Below are 15,187 nucleotides of genomic sequence, written 5' to 3'. Positions count from 1 at the left end.
CTGACGCTTTCCTTCCTGTATCGCCCGATGGTCTATAATTTTCTGGACACGAAGTTCGGAAAGCGCCTGAGCTGGCTGGTAGTCCCGATCTACCTGGGCCTGACCATCCTGGCGGGGACCGGCTTCAGCACGTCCAATTATCTGAGGAAGGAATTCAATACAAACGAGTATTCTGCAGGCAATGCGAATTATGTAGACGAACTGGATGAAGACATCTATTTTGTCGACCGGGCGTCCATCCCCTCAAAGGTCATTACCGACCCGTTCCTGAACGTCTTTGTCGTCTACGGCAGCACCGTGGAGGACGATGTGTTTTATTTCAACAAGGAATTGGAACCCGAAGAAGACCGCCGGGGCATTTTCTCAGTTTTTTCAGAAGGCCACCTGGGTTGGCAACAACTTTCCGAGGGCACCCGGGACTACCTGAGTACCCTGGAGGACATGTATACCCTGTCGGTGGATAGCCTGGATTTCAAACCGGAATTTGTCTTTGCCCTTAACCGGCGAAATCAGATAGGTTACGAGACCTTCCTGGACCTCGAACAAGTGGCCAGCGGCAGGCATACCCTCCACGTGCGCCGCAAGGACCACCGACGCGATTCCGTCTATACCCGCACGGTTATTCGGATCCCGTTTTGGTATTTCCCGGACAGGCAATCTGTTCGGCCAACAAACAATGCGAATGATTAAATGACTTATATGAGAAATCTCGCCTTATTTTTTTTGCTGTTTACCTGTTGTGGCCTGCTCCGGGCGCAGGGGAACCTCAAAGCCCTTGTGGGGGGGACACTGATCGACGGCTACGGGTCCGCGCCCATCCAAAACAGCGTTATTTTGATAGAAGGGGAGCGCATCAAAGCCGTCGGGACGGTTGGCACCCTCGAAGTGCCGGAGGGGGCGGATGTGATTTCCACCGAAGGCATGAGTGTACTCCCCGGGCTTTGGGACATGCATGTACACACAATGATCAACGGGCACGCGGATTATGCCTATTGGGATAAAACCTATCCACCGCTTTTAAAAGACGTTATCATGCCGGCATCCGCCCACCAGTTGCTGATGGCCGGGGTGACCAGCGCCCGGGACCTGGGCGGGCCGCTGGATGAGAGCCTCGCAGTCCGGGACGCCATAAACAAGGGGGAACTACCCGGGGCCACCCTGTACGTATCCGGCCCGTTTATCCAGCACGCGCCCTACCCGGGTACCGAAGTCTTTCGCTGGGGCGTGAACGGGGCGGAAGATGGCCGCCGTAAAATCCGCCGCCTGGCGGAGGCCGGGGTGGACTTTATCAAGCTCGTCGACCAGGACCAGATGACGATGGAGGAACTTCGGGCGGTTGTGGAGGAGGCCCACAAGAACGGCCTCAAGGTGGTGGCCCATGGGCACCGGCCGGAAGAAATCCGCAGGGGGCTGGAAGTAGGGGTGGATTGCTTTGAGCATACGGGCCTCTCTTCGGCCCCCCGTTACCCGGAGGACGTGATGGAGATGATCCGCGAGCGCACGGCACAGATGAACCTGGGGCCGCTGTTCTGGTGCCCCACTGTAGAGGGCCTGTACAATTATGAATACGTACGGGACAACCCGGAGAAGCTCGACAACGACTCCTGGCACCTCGGGTTGCCGGACAGCGTGATTGCCGATATCCGGCAGAGCATTGAGCACCCGGACCGATTGCCGTATTTTCAATTAACCCCTTCGCGCCGGCCCACCCTGAAGACCAAGATCCGCCAGTTGCTGGATGCCGGGGTGGTATTATTGGTGGGAACAGACAGCGGAATCCCCATGAAATTCCACAGCCAGTCTACCTGGAACGAACTGGATGTATGGGTCAATGAATTTGGCATCGACCCGATGTATGCCATCCGGGCTGCTACTTACTGGCCGGCCCTCTGGACCGGCGTGGCCGACGAGGTGGGCACCATTACCCCGGGGAAATACGCGGATATCATCGCTGTGGACGGGGATGTCCTCCGGTATATCAGCCTGTTGCAGGATGTGGACCTGGTAATCAAACGGGGCAGGCAGTATAAATAACAACCGGGGCTAGGCCGGTTGCCGTATCTTTGCGGCTTTCAACCGGGCAACAGATGGGGCACATCGATTACAAACAAGAGGAACACTGGAATACGGGCACCCACGCCCTGGGAATCCTTCTGGGGGTCATCGGGGCTGTGTACCTCATTGGGCAATCAGACCGGATGGATACCATATCCCGGATGGCCGTCTGGATCTATTCCTTTTCCATTTTGCTGCTTTTCACCGCCTCCACGGCCTACCACTGGGTAGCGGATCCCCGGATAAAACGGCGCCTGCGGATCCTGGACCATATCAGTATCTATTACCTGATCGCCGGCACCTATACCCCGGTGGCCCTGATCACCCTGAGGGACGGGAATGGATGGATTCTCTTCTGGGTTATTTGGGGGATGGCGCTGTTCGGCACGGTGCTGAAACTCTTTTTTACCGGCCGTTTCGAAATTTTTTCGCTCCTCCTGTATCTGATCATGGGGTGGCTGATTGTCATCGATTTGTCGTCCCTGTTGCAGCAGCTTAGCCCGGAAGGCACCTTCTGGTTGGGTCTGGGCGGGGCATTCTATACGCTGGGAATTTTCTTTTACGCCATTCGGCGAATTCCCTTCAACCACATGATCTGGCATTTTTTTGTCCTTGGAGGAGCTATTTCGCATTGGTTCCTGATCCTCGGCCTTATTCGTGCTGCCTGAGGCAGGATCAGGGTTTTTTTACCGGGGCATCCGGCACGTCCAGGCTGCCCGCCGCATAGCGAATACCCGACAAGAGGAATTCCAGGAATTCGGCGTTTTCGAAGTTCTGGGCATTATGTGTGGGGGCACATACAAAAATCTGGCCCCGGCCATGGGCCCTGATCCAGGAAATATACCGGATGGGATCCTCCAGGTATTCCGGTTCCAACCCGTAAAGTTCGCGAGCATCCATGTAGAGCAACGGCCGAAAATTCTTATCCGAATAGGCGTTTTTGAAGAAATAGGGTTCGTCCGTAATGGTAAACCCCTCGCCGTTGAAAGGGCGGAGCAGGGGATGGTCCGGTTCCGCCAGCTCAATGGACACCGGCTGCTGGGGCGGGTGAAAATCAAAGCTTCCGCCCGTCATCCGGCTAAAGGCCATGGAATTGTTTTGTATGGTCGTGCCGCCGTGCAGGAGCACCAGGCCTCCCCCGTTGGCAACGTAATCCATCAGGTTTTTTTCAAGGCGGGCGGCTTCCGATTTCCTGAGGCTCTCCGGCATGTCCGCGTTTTTCCGGAAGACGTCGTAGAAGAGGTCCCGGTAATCCCGCTCCGGGCAGGTATTGTTCAGTACCACGGCGTCAAACCCGGCCAAAACTTCCGGTTCAAAAACAGCGATATCCTTTGAGGCCCGGGAGCTGGCAAACCCGGATTGGGACAGCAGGAGTTTTACCACCTCCTCGGTATGGGGTATGGACCAGTGCTCGTACCCTGTATGCAATGAAAAAACCAGGATGTTCCGGCCAGCGTCCTCTTTCCCTTCCGCGCTCTTGGGGGCAAGCGCCTCGATGCGCTCCAGCCATTGGTCTGTAAGCGCTATGGGCGGAAGGTCCTGGGTCGTGGCTTCCAGGCATCCTGCCAGGCAAATCATAAGGAAAAGGAATTTTTGCATCGGGTCGGGATTTTTACGGGTTGCCGGCAAAATACGAAATCCGGGGGGATTGGGGCGCACCTTCCGGGGGGTTTGGGGCGCACCTTTCGGGGGGTTTGGGGCGCACCTGCAGATCAACAGGGAGCGCCGGCCCAAAACCGCCTCGGGGCCGGAATCGCCTCGTAGCCGGAATCGCATCGGGGCCGGAATCGCATCGTAGCCGGTTGTCAGGCCAAATATGCCAGTACCATCCCGAGCACGATTGCCGTCAGCTTTCGGAGGTTGAAAGAATGTCCTTCCGAGCTTTCGAAGAGGATCACGGTGGACACGTGCAGGAGCACGCCGATGACCAGCCCCAGGACATAGGGATGGCCGTGCTCAAGCACCGGGATGCGCCCGGACAGTGCGCCGAGCGGCGTCATGGCCGCAAAGAGGACCATAAATGTCCATGCGGCCCCTGCAGACAAACCCGAGCGCAGTAGGAAGCCCCCCAATATCAGGGCGACAGGGATCTTATGTATTACGATTGCCAGCAGGAATTCGCGGTTGTTTTCCAGGGGAACCCCTTCCAACAGCGCATGAAGGCTGAGCCCGAGGAGCAGGAGCAGGGGGAATTTTCCACCTGTTTGCGTGTGGACATGACCGTGTTCCGCCCCGCGGGACAAAAACTCGAGGACAATCTGCAGCAGGATGCCCACTCCGACGAAAACGCCTGTAAGCCGCGGATTACCTGAATTATATGCTTCGGGGATGAGTTCCAGCAGGGTAATGCCCAGTAGGAAGGCCCCGCTGAAAGCCAGCAGGAGCCCCTGCCGCCCGGCCTGCCGTTTCCGCCTGGCCACCAGGAACAGGAAGCTCAGCAGTACGGCCAGTGCTGGGAGTATCAGGTGCCAGGGGGTTGTTGCGATGGGTTTCGTTGGTTTTGAGCCCATAAAATTAATGTATTTTTGAAGTTTCAACACCGCGCGATGGCAGATAACTTCAGAATGCTTGCTAAAACCCTATATGGGCTGGAAGACGTCCTGGCCGGGGAACTTCGGTCCCTGGGGGGAGGGAATGTGAAAACGGGTGTGCGATGCGTATTTTTTGACGGGGATGCGGGGTTTATGTACAAGGCGAACCTAAGCCTCAGGACCGCCCTGCGTATTTTGGTCCCGGTTTCGGATTTCAGGTTGCGTCGTGCCGAGGACCTGTATGGTAAAATCCAGGAGGTCGATTGGTCCCGCTACCTGGACCCGCGGATGACCTTTGTAGTGGATACGGTCCTGGCCAGCGACCTGTTTGCCCACTCGCTTTTTGTATCCCAGAAAGCCAAAGATGCCATTGCCGACCAGTTCCGGTCCAGTACCGGCGCCCGCCCCAGCGTCTCCGTAAAAGACCCGGATGTGCGGATTCACCTGCATATCCAGGGCAATACAGCCCACCTGTCCCTGGATAGCTCCGGGAGTTCGCTCCACCTCAGGGGGTACCGGACGGAGACCAACAAAGCGCCCCTCAATGAGGTGCTGGCCGCGGGGATGCTGTTGCTCAGCGGCTGGCGCGGACACTCCGATTTCCTCGATCCGATGTGCGGCAGCGGCACGCTGCTGATCGAAGCCGCCATGATTGCCTGCAACATTCCGCCAAACATCAACCGGGAGGCCTTCGGGTTTCAGAGATGGAAGGATTACGATCCCGAGCTGTTCCGGACCATTTACGATGCCTGCCTGAACCGGACACGGGATTTCCGGTATGGCATTAGCGGGTACGACAAGGCTCCTTCTGCTGTCCGCAAGGCGCAGGAGAATATTCGCAATGCGAACCTGGATGCCTTTATCACCCTGGAACAGGCGGATTTCTTCAAAACCTCCAAATCCACCAGGGGCCCCCTGCACCTGGCCACCAATCCACCTTACGGGGAACGCCTGCCCGTAGACCGGGAAACTTTTTACGGCAACCTGGGGGATACCCTCAAACGCCAATATCCAAATACCCGGGCCTGGTTGCTGGTAGGGGATCCGGAAATCCTAAAATCCGTCGGTTTGCGCACTTCCCGGAAAATCAAGCTGTTCAACGGGAGCATCGAGTCGCGTCTGGCCCTGTTTGAGATTTACGAAGGAAGTAGAAAAGCCAAGTACCAGTAAGGATTCCCGCACCGGTTGCGATCGCTTCGACGGGAGCATTGGAGAAAAAGCCGGGCAACCCAGCCGGGTATCCGGATTAATCGTCCTGTGTGGGGTTTTCCCGCGCCTTGCGGTAAAGCGGCAAAAAGTAGCTGATGGTGTAGTTAAAGCCCACCCCGAAACTGCTTCCGTCGGTAACGCGGTTAAACCCGGGGATCCAAAGGTGCGGCATCCGGTCCGATTCGGTACGGCTCACGAGCATCCCGAGGCGGACGGAAGCCCCCATGTAGATGTTGGCAAATAATTCCGCCTTCACCCCCAACAACAATTCAATCCACGCCGCACTCAGCCCGTCCAGTTCCACCGGAGCATCCGGGCCCGGCTGGAATCCGTCCGGGTTCCAGTAACGGTTGGAATTGAAGTAGGAATAGGAATCCAGGTCGGTGCGGAAACTGCTGAAGGCCGCCCGCGCCCCCACAATGATCTGGTTGTTCATCCCGTACCAGTTGGTATAGGTATTGTAGTCGAGCCCGGCCTTCAGGTAACTGCCCCTGCTGGTGATATCGTAGAGCGACTGGATGTTTACGTCGTTTTCATTGTCGAGCAATTCGTTCACTCGCCGCGATTCATTCCCGAGCTCTGCAGCGAGGTAGAATTTTTCGGATATGCGGTAGTCGCCCACCAGTTCAAACCCCTGGTAATCCTCATTGAGGCCCGTAATCAGCAGGCGACTCAGGTCGGCACCCAACCGGATCCCGTAGGCATCGGCCGGGGCGGGCCCCCGGGCAGACAGACTGTCGGCTTGCTGGCCCTGCACTTGCGTCAGACCGGCAACCGCCAGGATCAATATCAGGCTAGTGGTAAATCGCAACATGGGTGGTCTGGATTGATTCTACGGTGGGGTTGACGACCCGGACACTGTCGATCCAGATGGAGAGGTCGTCCTGTATCCCGGCCTGGAGGTTTTCGAAATTGGGGACAAAGCCGCAGGCCCGGGAAATAAAATCCTCCGTGATCTCGTAATCGAAATACAGCGTATCCCGGTTCCCTGTTTCCACCCCTTCCGAATCGCTGGCGGAATCCCGGATCAGGACAAACCCGGTGCGCGGGGCATCCGCCCGCAGCGGCAACTGGATGGAATCCCTGTTGGACCGGTCGGTAAACGTTCCCACCGGGTCCCCATTGCCAATGCCGATCACCCGCAGGCTGGTGACGTTTTTAGCGGAAGAGGGATCTTCCGAATCGTAGAAATTAACAACGAGCAGGGGGGTATCCCCGTCCACGCAAATATCGTCCTTTTCGCACCCGCTGAAACCGGTAGCCAGGAGCATAGCGGAAAGCGATAAAAAAACAGGATGGCGCCGGGCAAACCGCATGCTTCTCGCGGAACGGACAATTTTAAGGTAAAGCTGTATGGCTCTTGGCATGTGCAGGGGGCTATTCATGGCTGCGGCGCTCTAAAAGTACGATATTTTCCACGTGGTGCGTCTGCGGGAACATATCAACAGGCTGAACGTGTGCAACCCGGTAGGCATCCCGCATAAGGGCCAGGTCGCGGGCCTGGGTAGCGCTGTTGCAACTCACATAGACTATCCGCTCAGGCAGGATTTCCAGCAATTGGGCCACGACATACTTGTGCATTCCGTCCCGGGGCGGGTCCGTGATCACCACATCCGGCCTGCCGTGGGTTTCCAGGAATTCCGAGGTGAAGAGTTCCTTCATATCCCCGGCAAAAAACCGGGTGTTTGAGATGCCGTTTTCGGCCGCATTTACCCGGGCGGCCTCAATGGCGTCGGCAACGGCTTCAATCCCGATAACCTCCCGGGCCTGTCGGGCCACAAACTGGGCGATGGTGCCCAGGCCGGTATACAGGTCATAAACCCGCTCTTTTCCGGTGAGGCCCGCCAGTTCCCGTACTTTTTTGTAAAGCGCATATGCCTGACGGGAATTGGTCTGATAAAACGATTTCGGGGTGATCCTGAAGGCCAGCCCCTCCATCTCCTCTGTGATATAAGGGGTGCCGTGGTAGCAAATCAGGTCCAGGTCGTACAGCGTATCGTTCCCTTTGCGGTTGATGGTATAAAACAGGGAGGTGATTTGCGGGAAACGATCCAGCAGGAAGTCCAGCAGGCCTTCCCGGGCGCTGGCGTCGTCCTGGTAGAACTGGATAAGTACCATCACCTGGCCCGATGCGGTATTGCGAAGCATCAGGCTGCGCAACAAGCCTTCCTGTTTGCGGGTGTCAAAAAAGGCGAGTCCGTGAGATTCCGCATACTCGCGGACGGCCAGGCGGATAGCATTCGACGGATCGGCCTGCAGGTGGCATTCTTGCAGGTCCAGGATTTTATCCCACATCCCCGGGATATGCAGGCCCAGGGCGTTCCGGCTTGCCACCGGTTCCCCGGAGGCGATTTCCCCGGGTTCCAGCCACCGGTTATCCGAAAAGGAGAATTCCATTTTGTTCCGGTAGTAATAGGTTTCCGGGGCCGGGAGGATAGGGGCTATATCCGGAAGGTCGAGCTTCCCGATACGCACCAGGTTCTGAACCACTTCATCCTGTTTAAAGCGGAGTTGGGCGGCGTAGTCCATATGTTGCCATTTGCAACCCCCGCAGGTGCCAAAATGGACACACCGGGGTTGAATGCGTTCGGGGGAGGGATTCAGGATCTCTGTTACCCGGCCCTCGTAGTGTCCCTTGCGCTTTTTGAACACCTGGACCGAAACGGTATCCCCCGGGACGGCTCCGGAAATAAAGACCACCCGGCCATCTGGGGCCCTGCCCACCGCTTTTCCCTTTGCCGCGGTACCGGTCACTTCGATTTTTTCAAAAAATGGATGCTTCCTGCCTCTTGCCATGGGGGCAAAAATACGTTGTTTTCTGCTTGCGGCCATAGCGAGAATCTCCTGGGGCACCTGCCCGAAGTAGCGGTTGTTCCCGGCGGCGCATTTTTGGTTCCTCAGGGGCAATTTCCTACCTTTAAGGCGCTTTCCGGATGATTTCTCTCCACTAAGAAGGAATGGTGTTTGTCTATTTAAAAAACTTTGGGAAATGTCTGTAATTGAAAAGCGACAATCGGACAAGGCTATTGCCCTGGAAGCGCAGTACGGGGCGCATAACTACCATCCGCTGCCCGTAGTACTCAGCAGGGGCGAAGGGGTTTACGTCTGGGACGTAGACGGCCAAAAATATTACGATTTTTTATCGGCCTATTCGGCGGTAAACCAGGGGCACTGCCACCCGAAAATTATCGGGGCGCTCACGGAGCAGGCGCAAAAACTCACCCTCACCTCAAGGGCTTTTTACAACGACCGGCTGGGGGAGTACGAGAAATATCTGTGCGAATTCTTCGGGTACGATAAGGTACTGCCCATGAATACCGGGGCCGAAGCCGTGGAGACAGCTATCAAGCTCGGCAGGAAATGGGGATATGAGAAAAAGGGAATTCCGGATGGAAGGGCCAAGGTCATCGTCTGCCTGAACAACTTCCACGGCCGGACCATCACGATTATTTCCGCATCCAATGACCCGGTGGCCACCGAGCATTTCGGGCCGTTTACCCCGGGTATCGTCCCGATCCCGTACAACGACCTGGAAGCGCTGGAAGCTGCCATGGGGCCGGACGTAGCTGCTTTCCTGGTGGAACCCATTCAGGGGGAGGCCGGGGTGAATGTTCCCGATGCGGATTACCTCCAAAAGGCGCATGCCATTTGCAAGGAGCACAATGTCCTGCTCATGGCGGATGAAGTCCAGACCGGGATCGCCCGCACAGGGCGCCTGCTGGCCAGTTGCGGGAATTGCGACTGTCCGGAGAAGAACTGCAGCGGGACCCCGGATGTCAAACCCGACGTCCTGATTCTCGGCAAGGCGATCTCCGGCGGGGTGCTTCCCGTTTCCGCTGTCCTGGCCAACGACCCGGTGATGGAAGTCATCCGTCCGGGCAACCACGGATCCACATTCGGGGGGAATCCGCTGGCATGTGCAGTGGCAACCGCGGCCCTGGAAGTTGTAGCCGAGGAACGGCTGGCCGAAAAGGCCGATGCCCTGGGCCGCCTCTTCCGCGAAAAGATGCAGGAAATTATCGACGATACGGACCTGGTGCGGCTCGTTCGCGGCAAGGGCCTGCTGAATGCCATCGTCATTGACGATTCCGAGGATAGCTCCACCGCCTGGGAAATTTGCCTCGCCCTGAAAGAAAACGGCTTGCTGGCCAAGCCCACCCACGGGAACATCATCCGGTTTGCACCGCCTTTGGTCATGACCGAGGAGGAGTTGCTGGATTGCCTGTCGATCATCCGGAAAACCCTGCTGGAATATCAGCAATCATAAACTGGCTGCCACGGCCAAAATGCGCGCTAGGCCGTGAAAACGGGAGGGATGTGTAAAAATGAGGCCATAAAAAAAGCCCCGGTTTCCCGGGGCTATTTCTTTGCTTTGCTGATGATATGTATCAGGAACGTACTTCTTTGATCCGGGCTTTTTTCCCGGTAAGTCCGCGGAAGTAGAAAATCCGCGCCCGGCGAACTTTCCCGCGTTTGTTGATTTCGATTTTTTGCAGGGCAGGCATATTGATCGGGAAGATCCGCTCAACGCCAACCGTGCCGCTCATCTTGCGGATGGTAAAGGTCTCCGTTGCCCCGCTGCCGCGGCGCTGGATAACGACGCCCCGGAAAAACTGGGTACGCGTTTTTTCACCTTCCTTAATTTCGTAGTATACGGTGATCGTGTCGCCGGCGGAAAATTTCGGGAATTCCTTCCGGGCCACAAATTCGTTTTCGACAAAGCTTACTAAAGATTCCATGGTATTGCTTTACTGTTCTGTTCGGGCCAACATGCACGTACCTCGTCAGAGGTTGACCTGAAATCGTGTGCAAAAATAATCGATAAATCCCAACTGGCAAGAAAATCGCGCAAATTTAGTGGTCCTCCCCGGGGTCGAGCAAGTCGGGCCGACGTTCCCGGGTGCGCAGGTGCGCCTGTTCTTCCCGCCAGGCCTCGATTTTGCCGCTGTGCCCGCTGGTGAGCACTTCCGGCACGGACAAGCCGCGAAATTCCCGGGGCCGCGTATATATGGGCGGTGCGAGCAGGTTATCCTGGAAGGTGTCCGTCAGGGCGGAAGTCTCGTCCCCGAGAACCCCCGGCAACAGGCGGATGATGGCGTCGCAGAGTACGGCTGCGCCCAGTTCGCCTCCGGAGAGGACGTAATCGCCAATGGATATTTCCCGGGTAATCCACAGATCCCGGATCCGTTGGTCCACCCCTTTATAATGCCCGCAGAGGATCAACAGGTTCTTTTTCAGGGAGAGCGCGTTGACGGCCGGCTGGCGGAGGGTTTCCCCATCGGGCGTCATGTAAATAATTTCGTCGTATTCCCGCTGGGCGGTAAGCTCGGAAAAACACCGGTCGATGGGTTCGGCCATCAGGACCATGCCCGCCCCACCCCCGAAGGGATAGTCGTCTACCTGTTTATAAGCGTTGGTGGCGTAGTCGCGGAGGTTGTGCAGGTGAACCGATACCAGGCCGCTATCGATGGCCCGCTTGAGGATGGAGGCGTCAAATGGGCTCCGGAGCAATTCCGGGAGGACGGTGACGATATCGATGCGCATGGCCTGCAACCGGGGTTGCCCGGCTTATTTGGATTTTTTGTACTTGTTGATCTCGTCCTGCAGCTGGCGGCTGATACGCTGTTCGCGCTCCAGTGCCCGCCTGCGGTGGTCCTCGTATTCGTTCTCAAGGTCCGCCAGTTTTGTTTTGGCTTCCTGGGTGAGCACGTTGCTTCGGCGGAACCGGTAGATGAACAGCAACAGGAGCAGCAACAGCCCGATGATAATGGTCCAGAGAATGATATTGTAAGTGGCTTTGGAAACCAGGGCGCCAAAGAAGGACATACTGTCTTTTTCCTCGGTGACGGCTGCGAGTTCCTGGCTGGTTTCCTCCAGTTTGCTATTGAGGTTTTCGATGGTGGTTTCCTGCCCGGCTATCGTGGAATTCAGCTGGCTGGCCTCTGCCCGGGCAGCGCTCAGGCTGTCGAGGACATTCCCCCTGAGTTTGTCGAGCTCGATGGCCCGGACCACTTCGTACCGCCGGCCTTCTGCATTGTAATTTCCGGAGCGCTTGAATATATATTCGAATTGGCTCTCAATAGTTCCCCCGTCCAGGGAAGGTTCCTCACTGTCCTGGGCAACCAGCAGGGGTGCGGTCATCAGGGCGCTGAGCAAGGTCCAAAATCGTATAAACTTCATTTTAGCGTGTTGTAGGGTTATCGTGATTCAAGGTGGGGCTAAAGTACTCCAATAAAATGAAATTGGAAAACACCTGCCGCAATAAGAACCGTCCTCAAAGTGGAACAGGCCCCTGAGCCAGAACCTCCTAGGCGCTTCAATAGTAGGTATACCTGCGGACCTTGGCAATGTATTTGGCCAGCCGGATTACCTGGTGCGCATAGCCATATTCATTGTCGTACCAAACATAGAGGATGATGTTTTTTCCGCCCCCCGAGACAATCGTGGCCCGGCTGTCGTAAACCGCAGGAGCCGATGAACCGATTATATCGGAGGAAACAAGCTCATTGCTCAGGCTGAATTTGATCTGTTCCACCAGGTCGCCTTCCAGGGCGTATTTCTTGAGGATCGTGTTGAGGCTATCCAGGCTGGTTTTGTTTTTTAATTCCAGGTTCAGGATGGCCAGGGAACCATTCGGGACCGGAACGCGGATGGCGTTGGAGGTAAGTTTGCCTTCCAGGGCGGGCAATGCCTTGGCAACCGCCTTGCCGGCTCCCGTTTCGGTAATGACCATATTCAGGGCGGCGGCCCGCCCTCGCCGGTATTTCCCGTGGATATTATCCACCAGGTTCTGGTCGTTGGTGTAGGCGTGGATGGTTTCCAGGTGTCCTTTTCGGATCCCCAGCGAGTCCTCCACCACCTTCAGGATAGGAGTAATGGCATTCGTGGTGCAGGATGCAGCAGAATATATATGTACCTGCTCCGGGTCAAATTCCCGGTGGTTCACCCCGTGGACAATGTTGGGGATGTCCTTGCCCGGGGCGGTGAGCAATACCTTTGCCACCCCTTTGGACCCCAGGTGCTGGCCCAGGGAGGCCTCGTCCCGGAAGGCGCCTGTATTGTCTATGACCAGGGCGTCGCGAATATCGTATTTCGTGTAATCGATACCCGACGGGTCGGAGGCGGAAATCATGTGGACGGTCGTGCCGTTCACGATGAGTGCTTTATTGGCGATATCGGGCTCCACTGTCCCGGAAAACGGCCCGTGGACGGAGTCGGTTCGCATGAGCATCGCCCGTTTCTCCAGGGTGGTTTCATCCACTTCCCCCCGGGTGACGATGGCCCGGAGCCTGAGCTGGTTGCCCTTGCCGGTTTTGGCCATCAGTTCCCGGGCCAGCAACCTGCCGATCCGTCCGAACCCATAGAGGATAACGTCCTTGGGGGCTATTTCCGGATAGTGGCGGGCATCCTTGAGTTTGTCGATAATAAACGACTTGGCGTCGTGGTAGCGGTTGTTGTCCTCGGAATGAAATTCAAAGGTGAGTTTGCCGATGTCCAGCTTGGAAGGGGGGAGGTCCAGGTCGCTGATGGCGCGGAGCAACTCCACGGAATCGAAGATAGAAATAGGCTTTTGCACAAACTGTCCCGCGTACTCGTGCAGGTTGATGATCTCGCTGACATTGCGGTCGATGATCTGGTTTTTAAACAACACCACTTCGATTGCCTTATCGTACCACAGGTCACTGATAATCTTGATGAATTCCGTGGTGGCTTTCCGGCGGTCTGCCTGAAAGGCCAATTCCTTTTCGTAGGAGCTCTGGTTCATAGGAAAGGTTGTCAAGTGTTTATGGGGATAAAATTATGGATTTCAGATAATTTCCCCTAGTAAAATCACAATTATCAAAAAACCCGCCGGATTTGGCGGGTTGAATTATATTATTCGCAATATTACTGAAAGATGATCCGTTCTTTTTGGCCGTTCTCATCCAGCAGGGTGATACTCGTATTCCCATAGCGGGAAATCTTGGCAAAGAGGTTCCGGGCGTCTTCGATATCCCGGATCTCGTCATCGTCTACAGCCAATATGATCTTGCCCTCCAGGTCGTACCTCCGGTAGGTTTCGGGGACCCCTACGATTTTGACGCCCACTTCGGTTCCGTAACGTTCTTTTTCCGCATCTGTAAGGTTTTTGACCTTAACCCCCATTCGCGGCACGACGGTGGTCTGCCGTTCCCGGATTTCCACGGGGACAGCCAGTTCTTCCCCATCCCGTTCCAGGACCACCCGGACTTCGTCCCCCGGGCGTTTCGTGGAGATATAGCCGGTGAGGTCTGCCATCCGCCGCACGCGGATATCGTCGACCCTCCGGATAATGTCGCCCCGTTCCAGGCCGGCCTCTTCCGCTCCGGAACCTTCTTCCACCCCGTCCACAAAGACGCCGTCGATTTCATCAATGCCGTTTTCCACCGCGTACCGGGTGTTCAGGCGGGGAGATTCGATACCGATGACCCCTTTTTGTACGTCGCCGTATTCCAACAGATCCTCCACGATTTTCCGCGCGATGTTGCTGGGGACGGCAAAGGAATAGCCGATGTAGGAACCCGTCTGGGAGGTGATGGCCGTATTGATGCCAATCAGGTCGCCGTTGGTATTGACCAGGGCTCCCCCGCTATTCCCGGGGTTGACGGCCGCATCGGTTTGAATAAACGACTGGTTCCTGCCCAGGTCGCGCGCCTTGGCGCTCACGATTCCCGCCGTTACCGTCGATGTCAGATTAAACGGATTTCCCACCGCCAGGACCCATTCCCCGATGCGCACATTGTCTGAATCCCCGAAAGCGAGATAGGGGAGGGGGCGTTCGGGTTCTATCTTGATCAGGGCGATATCCGTATTCGGGTCCGTGCCGATGACTGTGGCGTCATAGGTCCGGTTGTTGTTCAGGGTGACTGTCAGCTGGTTGGCCCGGGAAATCACATGGTTGTTGGTCACGATATGCCCGTCCGGGGAGATGATTACCCCGGATCCCGTCCCCACCTGCGGGCGGGCCCGTTCTTCATACCCGTAGAGGAATTCCAGCAGGCTGCCGCTCCCGCGGCTCAGGGTGACATTCTTGACGTGTACCACGGCGTTTACCGTATTCTCGGCAGCCAGGGTGAAATCGGCTTCGTCAATCCCGGCACCTGCGGAATAGGCCGGGGTGCCGGCCGTGTGGAATACCGGCATCGAGTCGTTTTCGGTCAGGTAGGTGGTCGCACGGGGTTCGAAAAATAACTTATACGCCCCAAGGGTAGTTGCCCCTGCGGCAATAGCGATAAAAAAAAGTCCGGCGATACGCTTCATACACAATGATTTTAACACTATAAAATTAATGGATTAATTGCCGAATTGTTTTGCTTTAACGACATTTTAACGGGCGCGAGGCCCTGATTAAAACGTATATTTGTGCCCGAGAT

The 15,187-nt window shown here is 56.3% G+C and carries 15 protein-coding genes (1 of these 15 only partly in view); 5 read left to right on the top strand and 10 right to left on the bottom strand.

What is annotated here, in order from left to right:
- The 3 genes in view from RB2501_RS12475 to trhA are tightly spaced (at most 53 nt apart) and all read left to right on the top strand, a layout consistent with a single transcriptional unit that may run on beyond the window.
- Positions 1-690, top strand: partial view of a hypothetical protein gene (locus tag RB2501_RS12475; RefSeq protein WP_015755203.1) — the 3' portion only. It extends 660 nt beyond the left edge of the window; 690 of the gene's 1,350 nt are visible here — the last part of the coding sequence; its start codon lies off the left edge, out of view; the stop codon is at positions 688-690.
- A gap of 9 nt (positions 691-699) precedes the next feature.
- Positions 700-2,034 (top strand): amidohydrolase family protein, encoded by a 1,335-nt coding sequence (locus tag RB2501_RS12470; RefSeq protein ID WP_148214371.1) that lies wholly within the window; start codon positions 700-702, stop codon positions 2,032-2,034.
- A 53-nt stretch (positions 2,035-2,087) separates the two neighbouring features.
- A complete protein-coding gene (gene trhA / locus RB2501_RS12465) occupies positions 2,088-2,723 on the top strand; it encodes a PAQR family membrane homeostasis protein TrhA (protein ID WP_015755201.1) in 636 nt (211 codons plus the stop codon).
- Positions 2,724-2,730: 7 nt separating this feature from the next.
- On the opposite strand, the gene RB2501_RS12460 is transcribed toward trhA, so the two are convergent.
- On the bottom strand, positions 2,731-3,654 hold the full coding sequence (locus tag RB2501_RS12460) for a ThuA domain-containing protein (protein ID WP_041327242.1): 924 nt from the start codon (positions 3,652-3,654) through the stop codon (positions 2,731-2,733).
- 206 nt (positions 3,655-3,860) lie between these two features.
- Positions 3,861-4,565 carry a ZIP family metal transporter gene (locus RB2501_RS12455; RefSeq protein ID WP_015755198.1) on the bottom strand — a complete coding sequence of 235 codons (705 nt, stop codon included), beginning with the start codon at positions 4,563-4,565 and terminating at the stop codon, positions 3,861-3,863.
- Positions 4,566-4,619: 54 nt separating this feature from the next.
- Between RB2501_RS12455 and RB2501_RS12450 the strand changes: the two genes are divergently transcribed.
- Positions 4,620-5,756 carry a THUMP domain-containing class I SAM-dependent RNA methyltransferase gene (locus RB2501_RS12450; RefSeq protein ID WP_015755197.1) on the top strand — a complete coding sequence of 379 codons (1,137 nt, stop codon included), beginning with the start codon at positions 4,620-4,622 and terminating at the stop codon, positions 5,754-5,756.
- A gap of 76 nt (positions 5,757-5,832) precedes the next feature.
- Here the strand turns inward: RB2501_RS12450 and RB2501_RS12445 are convergent, their stop codons facing one another.
- From RB2501_RS12445 to rlmD, 3 genes are all read right to left on the bottom strand, one after another.
- On the bottom strand, positions 5,833-6,609 hold the full coding sequence (locus tag RB2501_RS12445; protein WP_041327240.1) for a DUF6048 family protein: 777 nt from the start codon (positions 6,607-6,609) through the stop codon (positions 5,833-5,835).
- On the bottom strand, positions 6,590-7,066 hold the full coding sequence (locus tag RB2501_RS12440; protein WP_015755195.1) for a DUF6452 family protein: 477 nt from the start codon (positions 7,064-7,066) through the stop codon (positions 6,590-6,592). The genes RB2501_RS12445 and RB2501_RS12440 overlap by 20 nt, the downstream gene beginning before the upstream one ends.
- A gap of 106 nt (positions 7,067-7,172) precedes the next feature.
- Entirely contained in the window at positions 7,173-8,591 is a 1,419-nt protein-coding gene (gene rlmD, locus RB2501_RS12435; protein ID WP_041327238.1) for a 23S rRNA (uracil(1939)-C(5))-methyltransferase RlmD, read from the bottom strand.
- Between the two features lie 193 nt (positions 8,592-8,784).
- Here rlmD and rocD point away from each other — a divergent pair, with 193 nt between their 5' ends.
- Entirely contained in the window at positions 8,785-10,062 is a 1,278-nt protein-coding gene (rocD, locus tag RB2501_RS12430) for an ornithine--oxo-acid transaminase (RefSeq protein WP_015755193.1), read from the top strand.
- A gap of 121 nt (positions 10,063-10,183) precedes the next feature.
- Here the strand turns inward: rocD and rplS are convergent, their stop codons facing one another.
- From rplS to RB2501_RS12405, 5 genes are all read right to left on the bottom strand, one after another.
- Entirely contained in the window at positions 10,184-10,534 is a 351-nt protein-coding gene (gene rplS, locus RB2501_RS12425) for a 50S ribosomal protein L19 (RefSeq protein WP_015755192.1), read from the bottom strand.
- A gap of 115 nt (positions 10,535-10,649) precedes the next feature.
- Positions 10,650-11,339, bottom strand: coding sequence for a tRNA (guanosine(37)-N1)-methyltransferase TrmD (gene trmD / locus RB2501_RS12420; RefSeq protein WP_015755191.1), 690 nt, complete (start codon positions 11,337-11,339; stop codon positions 10,650-10,652).
- 24 nt (positions 11,340-11,363) lie between these two features.
- Positions 11,364-11,975 (bottom strand): hypothetical protein, encoded by a 612-nt coding sequence (locus RB2501_RS12415; RefSeq protein ID WP_015755190.1) that lies wholly within the window; start codon positions 11,973-11,975, stop codon positions 11,364-11,366.
- 136 nt (positions 11,976-12,111) lie between these two features.
- Positions 12,112-13,560, bottom strand: coding sequence for a glyceraldehyde-3-phosphate dehydrogenase (locus tag RB2501_RS12410; RefSeq protein ID WP_015755189.1), 1,449 nt, complete (start codon positions 13,558-13,560; stop codon positions 12,112-12,114).
- A gap of 122 nt (positions 13,561-13,682) precedes the next feature.
- Positions 13,683-15,074 (bottom strand): S1C family serine protease, encoded by a 1,392-nt coding sequence (locus tag RB2501_RS12405; RefSeq protein ID WP_015755188.1) that lies wholly within the window; start codon positions 15,072-15,074, stop codon positions 13,683-13,685.
- Positions 15,075-15,187 lie beyond the last annotated feature (113 nt).

It is taken from the genome of Robiginitalea biformata HTCC2501 (assembly GCF_000024125.1).
Taxonomy (GTDB): domain Bacteria; phylum Bacteroidota; class Bacteroidia; order Flavobacteriales; family Flavobacteriaceae; genus Robiginitalea; species Robiginitalea biformata.
The sequence above is the reverse complement of the archived record's forward strand: the minus strand, read 5'-3'. Positions and strand labels throughout refer to the sequence as shown.